15 protein-coding genes and 3 pseudogenes are annotated in these 21583 nt (G+C 68.8%); 9 read left to right on the top strand and 9 right to left on the bottom strand.

All coding sequences use genetic code 11. The features are described from left to right. Nucleotides 1–31: 31 nt before the first annotated feature. Nucleotides 32–1099, top strand: a complete 1068-nt coding sequence (locus ACFY23_RS27895; protein ID WP_350681194.1) for an XRE family transcriptional regulator — start codon at nucleotides 32–34, stop codon at nucleotides 1097–1099. Nucleotides 1100–1516: 417 nt separating this feature from the next. On the opposite strand, the pseudogene ACFY23_RS27890 reads toward ACFY23_RS27895, so the two are convergent. Further along, a pseudogene (locus ACFY23_RS27890) lies at nucleotides 1517–2214 on the bottom strand (integrase core domain-containing protein). Between the two features lie 305 nt (nucleotides 2215–2519). On the opposite strand from ACFY23_RS27890, the gene ACFY23_RS27885 reads away from it, so the two are divergent. The 4 genes and pseudogenes from ACFY23_RS27885 (at nucleotide 2520) to ACFY23_RS27870 (ending at nucleotide 9645) form a co-directional block, all read left to right on the top strand. Continuing rightward, entirely contained in the window at nucleotides 2520–3389 is an 870-nt protein-coding gene (locus ACFY23_RS27885) for a GNAT family N-acetyltransferase (protein WP_350681196.1), read from the top strand. A 25-nt stretch (nucleotides 3390–3414) separates the two neighbouring features. Next, nucleotides 3415–3965: pseudogene (locus ACFY23_RS27880) on the top strand (helix-turn-helix domain-containing protein); the annotation flags it as partial. 594 nt (nucleotides 3966–4559) lie between these two features. Next, nucleotides 4560–8864 (top strand): LamG-like jellyroll fold domain-containing protein, encoded by a 4305-nt coding sequence (locus ACFY23_RS27875; protein ID WP_350681198.1) that lies wholly within the window; start codon nucleotides 4560–4562, stop codon nucleotides 8862–8864. A gap of 76 nt (nucleotides 8865–8940) precedes the next feature. Further along, the gene (locus ACFY23_RS27870; RefSeq protein ID WP_387038370.1) at nucleotides 8941–9645 is read left to right on the top strand and encodes a transposase; all 705 of its coding nucleotides are present in this window, start codon (nucleotides 8941–8943) and stop codon (nucleotides 9643–9645) included. An 8-nt stretch (nucleotides 9646–9653) separates the two neighbouring features. Here ACFY23_RS27870 and ACFY23_RS27865 read toward each other — a convergent pair whose 3' ends face one another. Continuing rightward, complete coding sequence (locus tag ACFY23_RS27865) at nucleotides 9654–9875, bottom strand: hypothetical protein (RefSeq protein ID WP_350681202.1); 222 nt, start codon at nucleotides 9873–9875, stop codon at nucleotides 9654–9656. Between ACFY23_RS27865 and ACFY23_RS27860 the strand changes: the two genes are divergently transcribed. After that, on the top strand, nucleotides 9862–10383 hold the full coding sequence (locus ACFY23_RS27860; RefSeq protein WP_350681204.1) for a hypothetical protein: 522 nt from the start codon (nucleotides 9862–9864) through the stop codon (nucleotides 10381–10383). The two genes, ACFY23_RS27865 and ACFY23_RS27860, sit on opposite strands and share 14 nt — an antisense overlap. Before the next feature lie 12 nt (nucleotides 10384–10395). After that, nucleotides 10396–10869, top strand: a complete 474-nt coding sequence (locus ACFY23_RS27855; protein ID WP_350681205.1) for an LLM class flavin-dependent oxidoreductase — start codon at nucleotides 10396–10398, stop codon at nucleotides 10867–10869. A gap of 96 nt (nucleotides 10870–10965) precedes the next feature. Here the strand turns inward: ACFY23_RS27855 and ACFY23_RS27850 are convergent. Both ACFY23_RS27850 and ACFY23_RS27845 read right to left on the bottom strand, forming a co-directional pair. After that, nucleotides 10966–11121: pseudogene (locus ACFY23_RS27850) on the bottom strand (ADP-ribosylation/crystallin J1); the annotation flags it as partial. 531 nt (nucleotides 11122–11652) lie between these two features. Then, nucleotides 11653–11805, bottom strand: a complete 153-nt coding sequence (locus ACFY23_RS27845) for a hypothetical protein (RefSeq protein ID WP_350681207.1) — start codon at nucleotides 11803–11805, stop codon at nucleotides 11653–11655. A 678-nt stretch (nucleotides 11806–12483) separates the two neighbouring features. Between ACFY23_RS27845 and ACFY23_RS27840 the strand changes: the two genes are divergently transcribed. Together ACFY23_RS27840 and ACFY23_RS27835 are read left to right on the top strand one after the other, a co-directional pair. Then, nucleotides 12484–13410: an acyl-CoA desaturase gene (locus ACFY23_RS27840; protein WP_350681209.1), complete on the top strand. Its 927-nt coding sequence runs from the start codon at nucleotides 12484–12486 to the stop codon at nucleotides 13408–13410. A 162-nt stretch (nucleotides 13411–13572) separates the two neighbouring features. Beyond that, nucleotides 13573–13722: a hypothetical protein gene (locus tag ACFY23_RS27835; RefSeq protein WP_350681211.1), complete on the top strand. Its 150-nt coding sequence runs from the start codon at nucleotides 13573–13575 to the stop codon at nucleotides 13720–13722. Between the two features lie 53 nt (nucleotides 13723–13775). Here the strand turns inward: ACFY23_RS27835 and ACFY23_RS27830 are convergent, their stop codons facing one another. From ACFY23_RS27830 to ACFY23_RS27810, 5 genes are all read right to left on the bottom strand, one after another. Next, complete coding sequence (locus tag ACFY23_RS27830) at nucleotides 13776–15761, bottom strand: SpoIIE family protein phosphatase (protein WP_350681213.1); 1986 nt, start codon at nucleotides 15759–15761, stop codon at nucleotides 13776–13778. Between the two features lie 609 nt (nucleotides 15762–16370). Beyond that, nucleotides 16371–16559 carry a hypothetical protein gene (locus tag ACFY23_RS27825; protein WP_350681215.1) on the bottom strand — a complete coding sequence of 63 codons (189 nt, stop codon included), beginning with the start codon at nucleotides 16557–16559 and terminating at the stop codon, nucleotides 16371–16373. A gap of 389 nt (nucleotides 16560–16948) precedes the next feature. After that, nucleotides 16949–17785, bottom strand: coding sequence for a DUF5994 family protein (locus tag ACFY23_RS27820; protein WP_350681217.1), 837 nt, complete (start codon nucleotides 17783–17785; stop codon nucleotides 16949–16951). Nucleotides 17786–18522: 737 nt separating this feature from the next. Further along, nucleotides 18523–19113, bottom strand: a complete 591-nt coding sequence (locus tag ACFY23_RS27815; RefSeq protein WP_350681219.1) for a hypothetical protein — start codon at nucleotides 19111–19113, stop codon at nucleotides 18523–18525. A gap of 358 nt (nucleotides 19114–19471) precedes the next feature. Next, on the bottom strand, nucleotides 19472–20680 hold the full coding sequence (locus tag ACFY23_RS27810) for a low temperature requirement protein A (RefSeq protein WP_350681221.1): 1209 nt from the start codon (nucleotides 20678–20680) through the stop codon (nucleotides 19472–19474). Nucleotides 20681–21583 lie beyond the last annotated feature (903 nt).

Below are 21583 nucleotides of genomic sequence, written 5' to 3'. Positions count from 1 at the left end.
TGGTATGAGACGGCGAGACGGGGTGAGCTGGATGATCGAGTCGCTGGTTGCAGATCCCGGGATGCTCATCCAGGCGCGCGAGTCTCGTGGGCTGCGCCAGAACGAGGTGGCCCTGGCCATGTCGAAGCACCTCGGGACGACGGTCTCCCAGGCGTACGTCAGCAAGGCCGAAGCTGGACGCGTGAGCGTTTCGGGGGAACGCTTGGAGGCGTTCTCCGCCGCGCTGGGGTATCCCGTCGCCGTGCTCTGCGACGCTCCTGACGCGGAGGGCGTTGGCATCGGCCTGATTCACCATCGGAAGCGCACATCTCTGGGTGCCCCGGCTCTGCGGCGCATTCACAACCAGCTGAAGTTCGGGCGGCGTCAGACTGCGCCACTTCTTGCCGCAGCTCGAGATCGTGAGCACCGCTTCCATCGGCACGAGCTGGCTGAAGACGAGTCTCCCGAGGAGATCGCGCAGCTGGTGCGTCGCGAGTGGAGCCTGGGCGACGGTCCGATACCCGACATGGTCGCCGTTCTAGAAGGAGCTGGCGCCGTCGTCCTCCTCCGGGACCTCGACACCCGGGAAATCGACGCGGTCAGTGCATGGCCCGGCGAGGGCAACCCGCTATTCCTCCTGAACGTCACGGCGCCCACCGATCGTGCTCGCTTCAGCCTCGCCCACGAGCTGGGACATGTGATCATGCACCACGTTCCAGGCGGCACGGTGGTTCAGGAAAAGCAGGCTGACATGTTCGCCAGCGAGTTCCTGATGCCGGCCAGGAGTATCCGCGAACAGTTGCGCCAAGGCGTCGATGTCAACCGCCTTATGCAGCTGAAATCCGTGTGGGGAACCTCTATGGCGGCGCTGGCCCGACGGGCTCTCGATGTGAACGCCTTGAGCGACTGGCGGTACCGCAACCTCGTGGTCGAGATGTCGATGTTGGGCTACAAGACGCACGAGCCGGTTTCTCTAGAGCCGGAGCGCGCATCGAAGATCTATGGTGTCTTGCAGGCCCTGATGCGGGACCAGGGCGCCACGGTGGAGGAGCTTGCGGCAACCGCCGGGCTCTTCCCCGACGAGTTTCAACAGCTGTACCTGGCAACGCCGTCACACTGACGCCTTTCGGCGCCACCGTAAGAGGTGAGAGATGACGCAAAACCCTGTGCCGCCGTCGCCACGGCGGCCGGCTTGGGACGCTGCAGTCGAACAGACCACGGCTGCGGAGCAGGCTACGAAGGACCGCATCTTCCTGTTGACCCGGCCGAAGGGCACCTGGGCGGTACCCCAGTACCTCGACCCGACCATCACTGGGCAGATGTCATGATCACGAGTATTTCTACCACCGATGTGGCGCTGGAGCCAGCCCGTCAGACGAGGTGGACGCACTCACGCCCGGCATGCACGATAGCTGGCCCGTGGTCTGAACAGGCCGAACCGGGCGCTGAATCTCGAACCCAGTCGCGGCAATCTCGCTTTAGGTGACGCGGCGAGGTAGCGGGTGGCGGCCGGTTGATGTCGATGTCCTAGGACGGCCTAGGTGTACTGCCCAGGCAGGTTGGTCAACCTGGTGATGGGCGGTTTGCCGCCGGTGGCGGTGTGGGGCCGGTGGTGATTGTAGTGATGCAGCCAGGCGGGCAGGGCCTTGCGGCGGGCGGCTTCGGATGAGTAGAACCGGCCGAAGGCCCACCCGTCGGTCAAGGTTCGGTGGAATCGCTCGACCTTGCCGTTGGTCTGGGGCCGGTAGGGACGGGTCTTCTTCGGGGTGATGCCCAGTTCGGTGCAGGCGTCTCGCCAGGCGTAGGACTTGTATGCGGAGCCGTTGTCGGTCAGGACGCGTTGCACGGTCACGCCGCGGTTAGCGAACCAGGCGACCGCGCGGCGTAGGACGCCGATGGCGGTGGCGGCTTTCTCAACACCGCGTGCACCGTCGAGGCGGGCATGCTGAGCCGGCCGGCGATCTGGACAGGCCCCAAGCGGTGCTTCCAGCGCAGGTGCACGACCTTTCGGACAACCGGTTGCGACGTCCGGTTCGGGCTGTGACGCGGCCGCGATGACCGGTCGGCCATCCCTCCCGCCCCCAGCTCGGCATAGCGCACCGCCCGCCGTTTCGCCGTCGGCCACGACACGTCATAGCGTTCCGCTGCACGGGCCACCGGCCATCCCTCATCCACGATCAGACGCGCGAGACGAAGACGTGCACGAGGAGTCAAAGCGGCGTTAGCGTGGGACACGAAGGCCTCCTGGTTGGCGGAGCGGTTCCTAGACAGCTCCACTCCACAACCGGAGGCCTTCATCATCACGTCTATCTACGTCGTGTCGTCACACAACCTCAACCAACGTGCCTGGGCAGTACACCTAGAGCCGTGACTGGTCCCCGCCCGTCGCCTGTCCCGCGCATCGAGACCGGAGCCGTGGGCTGCACGTCGGGCGACGCGCGGGCGGATGCCCTTGCCGCGCACCGCCTTGCGGAACTCTTATTGACTGCCGGCGGGAAATTTGGATGCGGAGGGTCGGTGGGGTGGTCTGTGATCGGGGGATGGCGATCGAGATGGGTAGCCCGGGGGTCAACGGGCTCGGCGACGTGGTGCGGGTGTTGGCGGAGTGGCAGTACGACGGAGGGCCCGTGCAGTTGCATCCGGGGGATGTGGGCTGGTTCTGGCGGTTCGGTGCGGAGCGGACGGCGCAGGCCACGCGGACCTGGAGTCGGGCTGGGAAGGTTCTGGCGGTCGGGCTGCTGGATGGTGCGGATTTGCTGCGGTTGGCGTTCGCGCCGGAGGCATTGCGGGACGAGGAATTGGCGCAGCAGGTGGTCGAGGACGTGTCGGCGCCTGAGCGTGGTGTGCTGTTCGAGGGCAGGGTGTACGTCGAGGCGCCGATGGGTGCGCTGGCCCAGGACCTGCTGTTCAAGGACGGCTGGGACAGTGGCGAGCCGTGGACACCACTTCGGCGTGACCTCGGCGCGCCTGTGCCGGATCCCGGCGTTCGTGTCGAGGTGATCGGGCCGGAACAGGCGCATGAGTGGGCCGCGGTCCTGCGGGCGTCGTTCGACGGGTCGACGTTCACCGACGAGCGCTGGCACGCGATGGCGGCAGGTACGCCGTACGTCGACGCACGGTGCCTGGTCGTTCGCAATGAGCAGAGCAAGGCGGTGGCGGCCGCGGCGGTGTGGTCGGCGGGTGAAGGCAAGCTCGGGCTGATCGAGCCGATGGGGGTGCACCCGGCACACCGCGGTCACGGTTACGGCCGAGCGATCACGGTCGCCGCGGCGCGCGCACTCCAGGAGCTGGGTTCGTCCAGCGTGGTCGTGTGCACCCCGAGCTCCAACGTCGGCGCCGTCGCCACCTACCAGTCGGCCGGCCTCAAGCAGTTGCCCGAGAGACGGGACCTGTACCGCGACGATTCCTGATGGCCCGTGCCGCGGAACGCTTGACGTGTCCTGGCCGACGGCGAAACGGTGGGCGGTGCGCTATGTCGAGCTCGGTGAGGCCGGGATGGTCGACCGGTCGTCGCGGCCGCACCACAGCTCTACCCGCACGTCACAGCCGCTGGTCCGCAAGGTCGTGCGTCTGCGGTGGAAACACCGCCTGGGCCCGGTGCAGATCGCCGGCCGGCTCGGCATGCCTGCCTCGACCGTTTACGCGGTATTGACCCGCTGTCGAGTGAACCGGTTGTCGCACATCGATCGGCGCACCGGTTCACCGGTGCGCCGATCGATGCGCGACCAGCCCGGCGGCATGTTGCACGTTGACGTCAAAAGCTCGGCCAGCTCCCCGACGGCGGCGGCTGGCGCTACGTCGGCCGTATCCAGGGCAAACGCAATCGGGAGGCGACCGCCCGCCGCACCGGAGCCCGTAACCACCTTTGGCAACCACAGGTAGGATCGGCGTTCGCCCATACCGTCGTCGACGACCATTCGCGGGTGGCGTATGCCGAGATCTGCGATGACGAGAAAGCCGTCACCGCCATCGCCGTGCTACGTCGACCATCGATGTATGTGGTCGAAGGGTCGGATGTTGCCTCCCCGACCAGCGGTCGTCGGTTCTGCTCGGCGCGAGCGCAAGCGCAAGCGCGGCGCGAATCCTCAGTACCAGTAGTAGCTCCAGTTTCCTTGGCAGTCGGACTCGAATGATTCCCGGCTCTCGAGAGCGATATTGACCGGGATGATGCTGGTTGACCCGAACTCGTCCTCTTCGGCGATGAGGGCGCGGAGTCCGGGGTGCAACGCCAGTACTCCGGCGCGGCCGGGCGGGCGGAGAACTGCCAGCTCGGGGTGTTCCTGGCCTACGCAAGCCGGCGCGGACGCCAGCCGGCGCGGACGCCAGCCACATCACTCGCCGCGAGAGGGCGTCGATGAGCGTGCCGATGCGTTGGTAGGGCTGGCGTAGGCATTTGCGCAGGCCCTGAAGCATGCTGGCAGCCTTTTGCCCTCTTCGGCCAGCACCGCCATCGCGGCATTGGCGACCACCTTCCCGCAATGGGAGGTCAGCCGACAGTGTTGACACCGGCGAGGAGGATGCTCCAGAGTCACTGGACTAGTCCAGTATTCCGTGAGGTGCTCTACACGAAGGTGGATCAAATGGCCACGAGATCGAGATCGAGAGCGGGGCTGTCGCTGCTGACGGTGGTGACGCTGGCGACCGGCCTGCTGGCGCAGGCATCCGATGACGTCCAGGCGGCCGGCGTCCAGGCAGTCGGCGAGCAGGCGGCCAGCGAGCAGAAGGCGCATGACCAGCCCGGCTCCCGCGATGACCTGACCTTGCCCGATGGCTACGTCGATCGAGTGAACCACGCGCTGGACCAGGGATCCGACCACTGGGGCGAGAAGCTGCTCGGCCTGCCCGACGGTCCGACCATGGCCAACGTCAAGCCGCTGCTGGTGCCGGCCAACCACGGTGGTACGACGGACGCCGCCTCGCCCTGGTACTACCTGCCCTTCACCTATCCGGCGCCGGACCCCAGCCGGTGGGCCGAGGAGCGGGACTTCTCGCTGCACGTCGCGGACGGCAGCGAGCTGATGTCGCAATGGTCGGACTCGCGGGCGACCCAGCGCGTCCGCTTCTTCGTCGGCGCGAACGGGGCCGAGCGCTACGGCCAGGCGGAGGCGAGGTCGGGTGCCCCCCGCCTGACCGGCGGGTACCTGCCGATCCTCGCCAACTCCTATCGTGACGCCGCCGGGGTCCGCTACGAGCGCGAGTCGTTCGTCACCGAGCTCACCCCGGGTGGCCCGGCAGTCAGCATGCTCCGGTTCGTCGTCAGCGGGCCGGCGAAGGCGCGCCCGCGGCTGCGGCTCAACGTGAGCCGTGACAGGGTGGCGGACTTCGTCGCCACGCCCGGACGGCTGACTCTCGACGGGAAGACCGTGGTCGCGTACAGCGGTGCGGCGACCTGGTCCGCGCCCGACCTGAGCTTCACGCTCGACCTGAGCCGCGGGAAGGCCGAGTTCCATCTGGTCGTGCCGAACGAGCCGGCCGAACTGCCCGCCGTACGTCCGTCGGCCAAGCTCTACGACGCCGCGAAGTCCCGCACCGGCGCCTACTGGACGGCGCAGCTCAACGCCGGCGCCAAGGTCCGGCTTCCGGAGCGGTACGCCGCGGACGCCATGCGCAGCACGCTGCTGAACAACCTGGTGATGGGCTTCAACCTGACCGTCGGGAACGGCTACGAGTCGCTGGACAAGTCCTTCGCCTGGGTGCCGGAAATCGCGGCGACGGTCACCTCGCTCGGGGACTTCGGCTACCAGGACAAGGCGCGCGCGAACCTCACCGAGATGCTGCGACGCGGCCAGGGCAGCTTCTTCGTGTCCTGGGAGCGCGGAATCAAGCTGCAGACGGTGGCGACGTACTACCTGCAGAGCAACGACGGGACGTTGCTGCTGGAGAACCTGCCGACGTTCCGTGACTGGCTTGCCGACTTCAAACGGCAACGCGTCGCGGACCCGAACGGTCTGCTGGCCAAGACCCGCTACGCCTCCGACATTCCGGAGCCGGTCTACGGCCTGCACCACCAGTCCGAGGTCTGGCGCGGTCTGCGCGACGTCGGTGTCGCGTTGCGGCTGATGGGCCGTGCCGATGAGGCGAAGCCGTTCCTCGACGAGGCGGCCGGCCTGCGCTCGTCACTGCTGGGCGCGGTGGAGAAGTCGAAGACGGTGTTGCCGGACGGTTCGGTGTTCGTGCCGATCGCGCTGCTGGACCCGGCGTCGTCGAAGCCGTACGACAAGGTCACCACCGACTTCCTCGGCAGCTACTGGAACCTGATCATGCCGTACGCACTCGCGACCGGGCTGTTCGAGCCGGGCAGCGCGACGGCGACCGGACTACGGGACTACCTCTACAAGCACGGGTCGCTGTTCCTCGGCCTCACCAGGTTCAACCTGTCGACCGCCGATCCTGGTGTCTGCCAGAACATCCGGCACAACCAGTGGCCGGCGGTGCCTGGATACAAGTCCAGCGGCATCGACCAGCAGTACGGCTACTCGCTGATGCGGTTCCTGGCCGACAATGCCGAGTCCGATCGCCTCGACCTGAGCTTCTACGGGATGCTCGCGCACAACTTCACGCCGAACACCTTCGTCGGTGGCGAGGGCGCCACGATCTCGCCGTGCCCGCAGTTCGGTGAGTACTACCGGTCGCAATACTGGCCGCCGCTGTCGCCGAACAACGCCACCTACCTGGAGGCGGTGCGCGGCCTGCTGGTCAGCGAGGACCTGAACGCCGACGGCGTGCCGACCCGGCTGCACCTGGCGCCGGCCACGCCGCGGCCCTGGCTCGCGGACGGGGAGCGGATCGAGGTCGCCGACCTGCCCACCTCCTTCGGCCCCGTCGGGTTCGCCTCCTCGTCGGAGCTGACGGACGGCCGGCTGACCGTGCGGGTCGACCCACCGCGCGCGGCCACCGGGCGGGCGCCGCTGACGGACGTGGTGCTGCACCTGCGCGCGCCGCGCGGTCACCGGCTGACCGGGGTCACCGTCGACGGCCGCCCGGTGACGTTTGACGCCGAGCGCGAGCTGGTCGGCCTCGGCCGGCCGACGACGGCGGTCACGGTCCGGGCGACCTACCGGGCGGTGAAGGTTGCCGACGCGCCGAGCGCGGAGGCCACGAAGGTGACGACCCCGCGTACGTTGCTGGAGCCGGGTGAGACGTTTGCGCTGGACCTGGAGGTCGAGGCGCTCGGGCAGCGCACGGTCGGCGGCACCGTCGAGGTCAGCGTTCCGGCCGGGTGGACGGTGCGCGACCCGAAGCTGCCGTTCCGCGTGAGCAGCAACCAGAGACTGGCCTGGTCCGACCTCGCGACCTCGGTCCGGGTCCCCACCGATGCGGTGCCCGGGAGCTACCGGATCGACGTGGTCACCCATCCATCCGGTGGTACGGCGCGGACCACCTCGTTGTCGGTCCGGGTCGCCCGACCGGATCCGGCGGACTACGCCGCGCTGGTGAAGCGGGACGCGCCGGTGGGCTACTGGCGGCTCGGCGACGTCCAGGGCCAGCCGGTGATCGACGCCTCCGGCAACGGAAACACTGGTGCTTACCGTGGCAGCGTCGGCCGGTCCCAGCCAGGGGCGATCGCCGACTCCGCCGACGCCGCGGTCCGGCTGGACGACGGCTACGCCGAGATTCCGGACAGCGCCTCGCTCAGCATCACCGGTGCCTACACGCTGGAGGCGTGGGTCAAGGACGCGGCGGGTGGACCGCAGGGCATCGTCGAGAAGTACGACGGCGGCGACTGCCTGCCGTCGCGCAACGGCTACGCCCTGCGCCTGGTCAACGGCAACAAGCTGCAGGCGCTCACGATCGCCGACCAGGCGCAGTCCGGCGCGTCCAGCGCCCGCAGCGTCCAGCAGGTGCGATGGCACCACGTGGCGGCAGCGTATGACGGAACGACGCTGCGGACCTACATCGACGGGCAGCTGCAGACGTCCACCCCGGTGGCCAAGGCGCCGACCGACGGCAGGGGCAGCCTCAAGCTGGGCGCCCGTGGAGACGACGCGGCGGACCGCTTCTTCGGTGACCTGGACGAGGTCGCGATCTACCGCAAGGCCCTGACTCCGGGCCAGATCGACTCGCACTACGTCAAGGGTGTGCTCGGCAACCCCGGCCCGTCGCCCAGTGCGCAGCGCTCGGGTGGGGGTGCCGTGCAGGACAGCTCCTCGCCGGCTCCGGCGGTCTCGGCAGCCGGGCAGACGTCAACGAGCAGGCAGCCGGCGGCCACCGCCCAGTCCTCCTATGCGGCGCAGGTGCTGGCCGACAAGCCGGTCGGCTACTGGCGGCTGGGTGAGGGATCCGGCACGAGCGCCGAGGACTCCTCCGGCACCGGCAACCGTGGCGCGTACGCGGACGCAGTGGCACTGGGTCGCCCGGGCGCGCTGACGGGCGATCCGGACACCGCTGCCGAGCTGACCGGCGGCCACATCGCCATACCGGACTCGGCCTCGGTGAGCGTCAGCGGCTCGTTCACCCTCGAGGCATGGGTGAAACTCAATGACGTCTGCGGGCAGTACAGCGTGGTCGAGAAGTACGACGCGCCCGCCTACAACGGCTACGTGTTGCGCGTCCTGCCCGGAGGCAGAATCAACGCCCTCACGTTGGGCGGGGCCGGGCAGTTGGCGTCGGTCGAAGGGCAGACGGTGGTCACGCCGGACGAGTGGCATCACGTGGCCGCGGTCTACGACGGGTCGACCATCACGGTCTACCTCGACGGACGACCCGACGGCTCGGCCGCCACGAAGGTGAACCCGACCGACGGGGCCGGAAGCCTCAAGCTGGGGGCCCGTGGTGACGACGCCGGCACCAGACTCGCCGGGCTGCTCGACGAGGTTGCCGTCTACGACCATGCCCTCACCGCCGGCGAGGTCGCGCAACACTACTCGGTCGGCACGACGGGTTAACATTCAACGTCACGTGGCTTCGGTGTTGAGCGTGGCGCGGGCATGAGGACGGCCACCGCATGACTATCGATGGTCCGTGAGGACCACCGAAGATCGTGCGGTGGCCGCAGGCCACAGCGTAGACCTGGTCGGTGGCACGTCATCCACGACGAGGCGGCAGGGCGTGCCGCCGGCCGTTTCGTCCGCGTGGAGCCGCGCCGAACCGCGGTGGCGTTCGTGGAGGGGCTGCTGTCGACGGTGCAACGCAAGGCGTATAGGTCCCTGGCCGAACGCGCGGGTCACCACGATCCGCAGGCGATGCAGCGGCTGCTGCGCACGGCCGCATGGGACGCCGACGGCGTGTGCCGCCTGGCTGATCGATCAGCTCGGGCACGCCGACGGTGTCCTGATCGCCGACGAGACCGGGTTCCTGAAAGGGTGGGCAGTCAGTCGGGGTGCAGCGGCAGTACACCGGCACCGCCGGACGCATCGGGAACGCCCAGGTCGGGGTGTTTCTGGCCTATGCCTCGCCCCTGGGCCGCGGATGATCGACCGCCAGCTCTACTACCCGGGACGACCTGGTGCGCCCAGCCGGCCCGCCGCGAGGCGGCCGTTGTCCCGACGAGGTCGACTTCGCCACGAACCGGCCCTGGCCCGGCAGATGATCACTGCGGCGCTGGACTCCGGTGTCCCCGTCGAGTGGGTGACCGGCGACGAGGTCTACGGCGCAGGCCCTGGGCTCCGGGCTGACCTGGGGCATCGCGGCCTGGGCTACCTCCTTGCGGTCGGTGCTGGTCACTGAGGCCCGGTTCAGATGAAGATCGTGCGGGCCGGGTCGAGGAAGTCGGTCGCGATGATCTGGGCGGCGCCGTACGGCATGGTGTCGAAGCCCTTGTAGTTGTGCCAGGCCTTGATCTGACCGTCAGTCTGGATCAGCCCGATCTCGGCGAGGCCGTTGCCGTCGAGCGAGGACTCCCGGCTGCCGCCCTGAACCGGTAGGCCGTTGACCCAGCGGAGGTTGATCGAGTACATGTGCCTGCTGCCGTCCGCGGCCTTCGAGACCAAGATGACCGCGTACGCCGAGGCCGCCCGCCACGCGCAGGCGAACCCGGATCCTTGGCTGGGCTTCTGCGGCTACGTCGAGCAGATCTGCGCCATGCAGGCGGGCGATCGGGGTTTCACCACCGTGCTGACCATGACGTTCCCCACCGCGAAGCAGTTCGAGGCCGACCGCGCCCGAGCCTTCGCCGACTTCACCACCCTGATCGACAGGGCCAAGGACGGGGGCAAACTGCGCGCCGACTTCGTCACCGAGGACATGCCGATGTTCCTCATGGCCAACGCCGGCGTCCTCACCGCGACTGCGGACGCCGCCCCCGACACCTGGCGCCGACTCGTCGGCTACCTCATCCAGGCCTGCGCCGCCCAGGCCGCACAGCCGCTCACCGACCCACCCACACCCCGGCAGATGTACAAGGCCATGCTGCGCGCCACCCGCCACCAACGCGAACGGCCACGGACCAAGGAGCACCCCGCATGACACCCCGAGTCGGTGCTGCGCGCCGTCGAGCTGGGCCTACCGATGTTCCTCGGCATCCTCGGCGGCACCGCAGAGCACTGGGCGCAGTACGGCACCGCCTACCGCGCCGCCTGGGACGAGATCGGACGCCCCGCTGAAGCAGCCGACATCGCCGTGGCCGTACACAGGTTCGTCGCCGACGGCGACCGGCAAGCGAAGGCCACCTACCTCGAGCACGAGTTGCGCATGTTCACCACCGGCGCCGCCGAAATCGGCCGCGCCGGCCCGCCGCCGGCCGGCCGGGGCAACAACTACGAGCCCGGCGGCATGGTCTTCGCCGGCGGACCCGACGAGATCGCTGACCGCATCCTGCACCTGCACCAGCTACTCGGACACAGCCGCCAGATCCTGCAGATGGACATCGGCGGCATGCCCCACGACACCTTCCTCACGAGCATCGAGCTGCTCGGCACCCAGGTGCCGCAGATGCGCAAGGAACTCGGATAGCAACAACTGATAGGGGGCAAAGTGGCCGCTCCGGGAGGGCTCACCCGAACGCTGCGAGTCACCCTTGCCGCTGGTCCTTGGCGTAGCCGAGCGGGCGCGGGCGATCTTAGTGGCGTACCAGCGGTTAAGCACAGCGGTAAAAGATCGGCTGGTCCGGCAGACGTGGTGGCCACGCCACCCGGACGCCGCCACGACGTCAAGTTCGGCCTGCCCGGTGGGCCGCCACAGGGTGATCGTGTCGGAGTTGTCGATGGTTACTCCTCCGACCGGCTGCCACTGCCACGTGCCGATGGTGACCGGGAGGCGCTGAGATCCTGCTCGGTGCGCATGGCCGATCAGTTGTTGCGGCGCCAGCCGAGCCGTTGGTTTATCTCGTCCGGCGGCGTCGGTAGGCCACGACCGCGAGGGTGGCTGGCGGCACCGGCGGCCGTGAGGAGCGGTACGGGTTTGGCGCGTACTGCGGTGGCGACCTCCGCTGTCGCGGCACGTGCGGTGGTGACCGCGGCGGACGTGGCCCTACCAGTGGTTTGGGTGCCGGCTGCGGCCGAGCTGCGTGTCGTGGCCGCCGCCTCGCGGGCCTTCTGCTTGGTGGCCGCGGCGCGCTGGGAGGCTCTCTTGGCTCACCGTGCGGAACATCTGGGTTGCCGAGGTCTTCGCTGACTGGCTGACGGTGGTCAAGCGTTGCATGAGTGCCCGTACCTGTTCTCGCTGCCGGAATGGCCGAAGACGCCGACGACGGTGACCTGGTTGGCCACGTCCGACCGGTACTGCGGGAGCGCTGGGTCAGTCTTGCTGCAGCTCGGGTGTTTTCACCGAGCCCTGTGAGGGTTCGTCGAGACGCGCGCCCAGAGACGGGAAGGCGGTGTCGCCCAGATGACCGGCGACATCACCCGCCGGGATGTCGCCCCCCTGCCAGCGACGCCGCAACGTCAGCATGCCCGCCGCCCCGGTCAGTGCCCCCACCCCGAAAGCAAGGGCAAGTGCCCGCCGATTGCTTGAGTTTCGTCTGCGCGCCACTACCACTCCCTGAATCCGACGTGCCTGCACAGCCCTAATCGTCCGACTCGCCCGCCGAAGCCATGCACCTAATCGACGGACTCGTATGGCAACCATCGTGGGCCACTGCGTCACGGCGCTGAGTGAGCTGCCGTTTCAGCTGTAGGAGGGGCAGCCATGAGTGAGACTGGAACCGGGACCTGCCGGACTGGTCCGCGGTTCACTCGGGACTACAGGGCGATCACGATCACGTCGTACGCCGCGCCGGTGAGACGACGAGGGTGGTACCCCCGCAGGCATTTGGAACGGTTCGGTGGCCGAGCGCCTGGCGCAGCGGGAGCCGCAGTTTGCGGTAGAGCCTTCGCTGGGTCGGGACCAGCATCGATGGCCTTGCGTCTCGCGGATTCGCCGGCCGCCCCGGTGAGACCTGTGCCTGTCCGGTGGCGGCTGACGGCGCCCGCCGGACCGGACATGCCGATTGGTGTTACGGGAGTGACGAGGGTGAGTGACACGAATCTTGGTGCCCGTAGCGAGCGGGGCAGTGAGTACGCCGACCTGTCCCGCCTGGTGCGGGGTGCTGGTCTCCTCGACCGGCGGCCCGGCCGCTACGCGTTACGCATGGGGCTGGTGCTCTGGTGCCTCGGTGTGCTGGGCGTGGTGTTGGCCCGGCTCGGGCAGTCGTGGTGGCAGATCGTGGTCGCGGCGGTCCTCGCGGTGATCTTCGCTCAGGCGGGGTTCATCGGCCACGACGCCGGGCATCGGCAGATCTTCCGCTCCCGCCGCGCCAACGACGTTGTCGGCTTGCTGTTCGGCAACCTGTTGATCGGCGTCAGCTACGGATGGTGGGTGGACAAGCACAATCGGCACCACGCTCACCCCAACACTCAGGGCCATGATCCGGACATCGTCGTGGCGCCCCTGTCTTTCACCCCGGGGCAGGCCGAGGCGCGGCGCGGTCTCGGCGCGGTGTTCGTCCGGCACCAGGCCACACTGTTCTTCCCGCTGCTCCTGCTGGAGGGCCTGCACCTGCATGCCATCAGCGTCAAGGCCGTACTCGGCCGCGGCCGGCTCAAGCACCGCCCGGCCGAGGCTGGCCTGCTCGCCCTGCACATCGGCGGCTATCTCACAGCCGTGTTCCTGCTCCTGGACATCCCGCAAGCCATCGTGTTCGTCCTGGTCAACCAGGGCCTGTTCGGCTTGTACCTCGGTTGCTCGTTCGCGCCCAACCACAAGGGCATGCCGATCCTTGATCAAGCCGACAGCCTCGACTATCTGCGGCGGCAGGTGCTGACCTCTCGCAACGTGCGCGGTGGATGGCTCATCGACGTCCTGCTCGGCGGGCTCAACTACCAGATCGAGCACCACCTCTTCCCCAGCATGCCCCGACCGAACCTGCGCCGCGCCCAGCCACTGATCCGCCAGTTCTGCACAGAGCACGGCGTCCCCTACCACGAGACCACGCTGACCCGGTCGTGGGCGCAAGTGCTGCGGCACCTGCGGACAGTCGGCGCGCGACCGACCCAACCGGCAGCCGACAGAAACTGAACCAGGAGGGCCGCCGCCGTCGCCTCTCAAACTGCCGCTGTCAGACTCCGGTCACGTGATCGCCGACGAGCGACACAACCGCTTCCCACCCGCGACCCCTGCGCGGCCCTTGCGTTCCTGGAGGCATCCCGGCTGAAATGGTGGCAATCAGGGCGCTCGTAGGTGAAGTCTGACCCGCGGCACCGCGCCATCGTCCAGGACCCGAGCCATGACCGACTCATCCGCACTGACCTGATCGTCATCGACGACATCGGCCTACTCCCGCTCGACCTGACCGGCGTCCCGCCCATCCTCAGCGACGGGGCGGCCTGACCGCCGCCGCGCCAGTGCGAGCGTCAGAGCTTCGCGTTGATCGCGCTGGCCGTTCACTCGAGTTTGGGTCCCACCTCCCCAGAGGCTGGGCGCGTGAGCAGGTCCTGCAGGCCAGTCAGCGTCAGCACCGCCTCGGCGGGGCTGCCGGGTTCGGCGGCGACCCGCAGGCGGTCCAAGTCCGCCGCGAGGTGGTGCAGGAGTTGCACGCCCGCGCTGCTGAGATGACTGACCGCGCTGACGTCGATGGTGAGGGGTAGAGCACCGCCTCGGTTGGCCTGCAGGATCGCGGCGCGCAGTCGGGAGGTGGTGACCATGTCCACCGGGCCGTGCACTTCGAGCGTCTTCCCGTCCGGGTTTTCGATGACATGAACCGATATCTCATCGACTGCGGGGTCGCGGCGGCGAGTAGCCCTCGGATGCACGGCCCCGCTGGTCACGATGGTCGGGCGACCGAGGCGGTGGTGCATGCGGAGGCTGGTGCCGACGTCGGTGCGGACGACCTCCAGGTGGTCGACGAGACCTCGGACCATCGCCAGTCCGCGACCGCGCCTCCCGGGATCGGGCAGCGCTGGGCGCCATCGTCCCCGGTCGGCGCAGGTGAGGTGAACGACGCCGTCATCGTCCAGGACGGCGTCCACGGAAAAGGCGGCCGGCGTGTCGGATGCATCGGCGTGTTCGATGGCGTTGCCGGCGGCTTCTCCGACGGCGTGAATGAGGTCGCTTGTGTCATGTGCGCTGGCGCCGATCGTGTTCAGCCACTCGGTCAGCTGCCTGCGCAACGGGCGCAACGCGGTCGGCTCGGCGGGCAGGGTGAGATGCAGGGGTGTGACGGGTTCGGGCAGGAGGTAGGCGGCCAGGATCGTGATGTCGTCGCGGTAGCCGCCGTCGGCGAGCATGAGGCGTTCGGTGACGAGCGTGCAGATCCGGTCGGGCAGCCGGTCGGGAACGGAGGTGTTCTCGTGGAGAGAGTCGTGCCGGGCCGCTGAAGCGGCGGTGGCCAAGGAGTGGGCGCCCTCGCGCAGGCTGCGGTGCGGTCGTTCGATCAGGCCGTCGGTGTAGAGCAGTACGACGTCCCCTGGGGCGAGTCGGGTGGTGTGGACGGTGGCCGGTACGGACCGCGTACCAAGCGGACTCGCGGGGGTCAGGGGCATGAATGTGGTGTTGCCGGCGGCGTCGACCAGTAGCGGGGGAGGATGGGCGTGGCTGGCGACCTCCAGGGTGCCCGTCACCGGGTGGAGCACCGCGATGCAGGTCGTGGCCGCGCGGGTGGCAGTGCTGTGGCCGGCGAAGTCATCAAGGACGGCCAGCGTCTGAGACAGGGTGCTGCCGGAGCGCAGCGCGTGCAGAGCGACGCTGCGTAGCTGACCCATTGCGGCCGCGGCGGCGGCGCCGTGCCCGACTATGTCGCCGACGGCCAGGGCGATGCGGTCGTCGGGCAGGGGAACAACGTCGAACCAGTCGCCTCCGGCGACGAGGTCGCTACCGGCGACCAGGTAGTGGGCGGCGACCTGAACCCGGGGCAGGACGGGCAGGACCTCGGGCAGCAGGCTGCGTTGAAGTTCCAAGATCAGGCCGGCTGCGCGGCGGTAGCGCTGCTCGGAGGTGGTGGCGGCAGACTCGGTGGCGCGTCGGGCGGTCACCACGTCGGTGGCGTCGACCGCCTGCACGATGACACCGTGGATCGACCCGCCCGGGTCGCGCCAGGGGGCGATGTCGAAGGTGTAGAACGTCTCCTCTAGCTTCCCGTCTCCGTGTCGGTCCGTCAGGATCCGCTGCTCGTAGCCCTGGGTGCGGGTGCCGCGCAGGGCCTGGTCGAGGAGCTCGAAGATGTGTTGGCCGGCGAGCTCCGGCACCGCCTGCTTGAACGGCTCACCGATCAGGGCACTGCGATTGCCGACGGCGGCGCGCACCTCCGGGTTCGCGGCCACAACCCGCAGGTCGGGCCCCTCGAAGACCCACACGAACCCGGGGAGCTGCTCGAACGCTTCGAGGACCTTCCGGGGATCGCCGGAAGACCAGCGTTGATTAGCTTCTGCCACTGACCGTTGCCCCTTGTCTGGCCCGGAACTGGCCGCACGATGTCATACCTACCCTGATCCCTGGTTCAATCCACCTGGTGCGTCCACATCTCGGCGGGCGCCACGTCGGAGGCCACATCGCGTCACTGGTGACCCGGCGAGCTTTACCGAGCAGGACAAGGACGTCCAGATCACGGCTGGCTTGCCCGTCGACGCGGACAGGCCCTGACATCGGTGCAGATCACGTCGGGCGCCCTCTGCCGTTGCAGTGCTGCCCATTCCCGCCCCAGGGGGACTCCGCCGCGCCGGCGGCACGAGCCTGTTCCCCGGTGAACGGTTGGACAATGCAAGGGCGTAGTTGCAAAAGGGACCGTGTTGATGCCGGGCCCATGCCGACGTCGAATTGGCACTGGACGTGGTAATAATTCGTGGCCAGCCGAGTTCGCTGTTTTCGTTTCGCGCACAGCGTTGTCGTGTACTCTCACCGAGAGTCGCCAGGCGGGCTCACCGGTCGCGCGAAACCCGCAGGTTCTGCGGTCAGTATGGCGGCGAACTGGAGATCAGCGGTTGTCGATGACTCGGCGACGCGCGGTCCGGGGACCTGGCGGCTTTGACGTTTCACGGCCCGGCCTACGGGCGAGCAACGATGGACAGTCGCAGGCCGGTCTCTGTTTCCTCGATGAGCACGCGTTCACCGTGGCTGTGGTCGGGCAGCATCGCGTCGTACAGTTCTTCGTTGCTGATCTCCACAGTGCCACCGGCCCGGCCGATGAGGACGTTGAGTACGGCGCGCAGGTTGACGTCGCTGAGGTAGCGCATGGGGGTCGTCTCCGTAGGTCTTGCTGCTCGGTTCGACATGGAGGCAGTTCAGTCCTGGCGGCCGGGATGACGTCGGCTCGTCAGAAACCGGCCGACGCGGCGGGGCGCTGCTCCAGGCGAGCGCTGGATCTCGCCAACGAGGGTAGCTATGGCGACGATCGGTGCGGGTTGGTGCGCCAGGCGTGAAAACCGGGTCAACGCTGCGGCGAACAAGGACATCCGTGTTGCCTTCCTGTGCGCAGAAGGTCGTGACAGGCCGGGTGGTGCCGGTCAGGCTGGGCGACGGTCGCCCCGCGCGACGAGTCCCTCGGCCCGGAGGCCGGTCACCTGTTCCCGTAGGCCGTAGTGGCACGGCGGCCGCCGGGCCACCGATCCCAGCAGGGCCACTGTCACCGAGCTGTCGGCTCGCCGAGCTCGGCGGGGTCGAGACGCAGGGTCGCGAGCAACCCGGCGTGCTGGGCGGGGTCGACCTGCTCCGGCAGCTCCCGCTCGACCCAGTCGGCCCTGGTGTGCTGGCCGCGCCGACGCAGCGCGGAGACGATCGTGTGCCGGGCGATTGTCATGATCTGCTCCTCGGTGGCGATGGTAGGAGGGTTGCCGGTCCTTCGCTGCCTCGGTGGAGGTGCTGTCGGCGCGGGTGCCGGTTCCGTTGGCGCAGGCTGTCCGGCGGGTTCAGCCTCGGCTATGCGGGAAGCGACCGCGGCAAGGCCGCCGGGGGCGGTGCGGAGACGGCCGCCACCCCCTCCCACGTGCGCCTGCCCGGGCTGTCGGCCGTCGCCTCGGACCTCTTGCGCGGCGACGGCGAGCAGCTGCGGAGCATGGACCATGTCGCCGGCGGTGGCGGCGCGCGCCATCGCCGCCTCGGCCAGGTCGACCGGGGTGTCCGGCGGGACGACCAGCAGGTCGACCCGATCCTCGTTGAGGCAGATGGCGGTCAGCAGGCTGGCGGGCTGACTGGTGAAGTAGCCCAACCGCAGCACCCTGCCGCCGACGGTCAGGCGGCGTGGGTTGCCGTCCCAGATCTCGGTGTTGAGAAGTAGCCGGGCGATCGGCCCGTGCAGCAGGTCGATGGCGAGGACGAGGCCGGGCAGCTCCGCGAGCGGATCTGTCGAGCGGGGCCACCAGCCGCCGTCGAGCAGCGTGCGCGCGGACCGGGTCGGTTCGATCCGCAGGCGCGGCGTCGATGGCGGCGATGGGGGAGCGAGGGCGCTGGTCGATGGCGTCATGTTGGATCCTTATCGCCGTGACCGCGGGGTAGCGGTGGGGCCGTGCGCGGAGTCGCGTCGCCGGGCGGGTGCCGGTTCGTCCACCCGTCCGGCCGGGTCGTCGGTTGCCCCGCTCAGTCGCGGCGCTGCAGCTGGGTGATGCGGGCGGTGCGGATCACCATGGCGATGATCGCGAGCGGGGCGCCGTGGCGGGGACGCCGATCCGGGTCGCGCCGGCGCGGGTCAACCGCACCCCACCTGGTGGGAGGGGGAGCGCTCCCCATACTCCGACGGCGGGAGCTCGGGCCGCTGCGGATCGGGTGCTTCGGGTACGAACATGGCATCCCCTCGGGTGGAGCCGGCGTGGCGGGCACCTCAGGAATGGGATGTCGTCGATTCCGGGATGGCCTCAGCCTACACCTGTCCGGGCCGGTCAGATCGGTGACGCCGCAATAGGGGCCGGGCTCATCCCGAACGGTCCGTGGTCGGCGCCCGCCCGACGACGCGCAGCTGCGCGAGATGGCTGGAGCCGCCAGGACCCGAACACCGAGGTGATCGAGTCGGCCGCCGAACCACAACGCCGATCCGACGTCGTGTACGGCCCGGGCGACGGCCTGGTTGTCGGTGGCGGCCAGCTGCATGATCGGGCTCCTCTGTTCGACGTCCGCGTACTCGTCGACAGCCGCGGGTACTAACAAGAGAGGTGCCGTTAGTGAGACAGCCCGAGGATTCCACCAGGTTGGGGGCGGTTCAAAGGGTTAGGTGGCGGAGGGTCGGTGGGGCAGCCAGTCGAGGAATCGGCGGCGGAGTTGGTCCTGCGGCACGGTGGGCAAGTCGTGGATGGCGGCGGCGAAGCACGATCCTAGGTATAGGCCGAGTGCGGCTGCCGAACCGTGGAATTCCTGCCGGAGTTGTTGTTGTTGGGTCACGCACGGCCAGTCCTGGGCGCATCCGCTGCATGTCCACGTGGGGGCCATTGGCGAATGTGTCGCGTGCTGTCGCGGCGGCGGTGTGGAGGTGTGCTCGGGTGGTAGGCGGCGTGTGGCGGCGGCGAAGGTGGCGCCGGCGCGGACCAGGGCGTGCGGTCCGGGTCGGTGGGCCAGGAGGGTGGTCAGGACGTGGTGTGCCAGCAGGTCGAGGTCTGCAGGGCCGATGCCGACTTTCCGGCACAGGGCGACGAGCGGCCGGGGCCCGGGCCATGATTCGTCGGCCAGGGCGCGGCCCAGGGTGTCTTTCAGACAGGTCTGAAGCGCGCCGGTGTGGGATGCCAGGTGGCGGGTGCTGGCTGGGTCGTGAGTGAACCTGTCGACGGCTTCGTCGATGGCCGCGCAGATGATCCGCGCCGACATTGTGGGCAACGGTCCTCCCTCGCCGGCCGTCTGCAGAGGCGGCCGGAGGTTGAGCGAACCCCGACGGGGCCTCGGCGGCCGTCCTGCCCCCTCGTCCTGGAAGCGGGTGTCAGCGGACTCGTGCGCGCACCCAGGGAGCGTATGCCGCAACTTCCATCTATGCAAAGCGGTATACCGGGTGTGTCCCATTGGCAGTGGGTAGCGGCGTACGCCCAAACCCCTGCATCCCGTGGTGTGACGCAACGCTCCGCAACCGTCGCGGCGGTGCCGGCCGGTGGGGCTCGCCGGCCGAGGGACGTGGTTGCCGAAGGCGAGTTTCGCCTGGTGGTGGCAGGGGTAGTGTGATGCTCCCTGCAGGTCAGGGCCGGTACGAGGCCATTCGGCCGGGTGCGGCTGGCTTCGGTGCCCGGGGGAACAGTCGCCAGGAGATCACGTTGGAGATGGCGATTCCGGTGAGTACCACGGTGGCCGCGACGGCGACCAGGACCGGGGGAAGCGCGAGCGTCACCGGCGCCAGCACGACAAGCGCCAACAGTCCGATCGGTCGGGACCAGGAGACGTGGCTGAAGGTCACGTAGTCGAGCAGGGCCCGCCCGACCAGGAACACCGCAGGACCGCCGAGGACCACCAGGACCCAAGGTCGCTCGGTGTGACCGAGCGGGTGCAAGATGATCAACTCGTCGCCCACGGCAGTGAGGCCAACGCCGGCGATCATGATGAGGTGTGCGAACGAGGCGAGTCTGCCGACGTATGCCGGAGACTGTGCCGATGCGATGGCGACGGCCAGCAACTCGCCCGCCCGGTAGAAGTAGATCTGCCACAGCAGAACCGTGATGGCAAACGACACCAGCAGCGCCGCCGCTCGGTCCCGCTCGAGGCCGTACGGGCTGATCTGGATGCCGGAGATCAGGATCGTCTCGCCCAGCGCGATGATGAGAAGCTGCCGGTAGCGCTCCGTAAGATGGTCTTCTTGGATCGGATGGGCCCGGAACCCGGCCCGGCCGAGCCGCGGCGTGGGGTAGTCGAGGACGCCCGCGACGTAGTCCAAGGCGACGGCCACGCTCCACCAGGCCAGCCGTGCGCCGCCTTCTGCATAGGCGCCGGCGATCCACGGCACCGCCGAGATGAGAGCCCAGAAGAGGTTCCGAACACAGACCAGCCGTATCTCACTGTTCGTGCCAATCACGATGATCCACAGCGGGCGGATTATCTGGATCGCGACGTAGACCCCCGCAAAGAGCCAACCCCTGTCGTCGTAGGCCCCCGGTACCGCGATGGCCATCAGCAGGCTGCCGAGCGTGGTGCCGATGACCAGCAGCTGGATCCCTGGCCGCGTCGAGTCGTACCTGTTGGTCGCCCAAACCAGCCGGTACCACACCCACCACAGCGCCAACGTCAGCACCAACGTCGCGTAGCCCGTTCGCCAACTGAGGTCGGAAACCATCCGGTCGGAGAGCCGCGTGAACGCGAACACGAACACCACGTCGAACAGCAGTTCCACAAAGCCGGCCCGCTCGGACTGCTTGTACGTCCCCGGCTGCTCACCCGCCCTACTCTCCATGGCCATGGGGTGACGCTACTTTTGATCGCCTCAGGCGGGCTGCCGAACGCGTGTCCGCTGCTAGCGTGCGACAGCGCCGCCCAGGGCCTGTGCTGCCAAAGACGCGGCGAGTCAGCCCTCGAAGTGGTGAACATGCATGTCAGGCGGCTCGGTCCGCGATTTGGTTGATCACCTGATGCAGTTCCGACAGCCGTACGGTGACGGCCTTGTCTTGCTCGGCGGTGCGCGGCCGGGACCAGCGAGCCATCCGCTCGTTGAGAGGAGCGCTGGCTCGGTCTGCTGAAGCTTCGGCGGTCGGATGACCACGCCGGCCCTCGTCACGGGCAACGCGCAGCAGTCCGCGAAGGCGCACGATGCCGGTTGGCAGTTGGCACGGTCATGACACCTTCTCGACCGAGCAGTGAACAGCTCGTCCGTCCGCTCGTTCTCAGCGCCCTGCCGGCCCGTCCACGCCCCCGTCCGGCACCGATGCCGGCCCTACCCGCCCGGATCTCCCTGCCGGCGTCCGTCAAAGCTCCTGATCTGCTGCTGAATGGTTCTCCCGTCCCGCGGTCGCCCGACTCGTCGCCGACCTCCACGTCCGGCTGGCGGGGGATGGCCATGTCCGCTGATCTCACCGCGATCGCCACCGCCCGGCAGGTGCTGGTTCACCTCGGCGTCACCCTGACCGACCTGCAATCCCACACCGGCGGCCCGGCCACGCTGCCGACCGTTGCCGCGTACCTACCCCGCGTCATCGCCGCAGCCGGTCCCGGCGCCCGACGCACCTACGGCACCTACTGGCAGCGCATGGCCGCAGCTTGGGGCGACCGGCAGTTGGACGCGGTCGCGGCCACCGACGTCGAGGCCATGAAACAACAGATGACCGCCACCGCCCGGTCGCGGCGCAACAGCCGCAACGGCCGCCAC

It is taken from the genome of Micromonospora sp. NPDC000121, from assembly GCF_042899165.1.
Classification (GTDB): domain Bacteria; phylum Actinomycetota; class Actinomycetes; order Mycobacteriales; family Micromonosporaceae; genus Micromonospora.
This window is presented reverse-complemented; position numbering and strand designations above follow the sequence as displayed.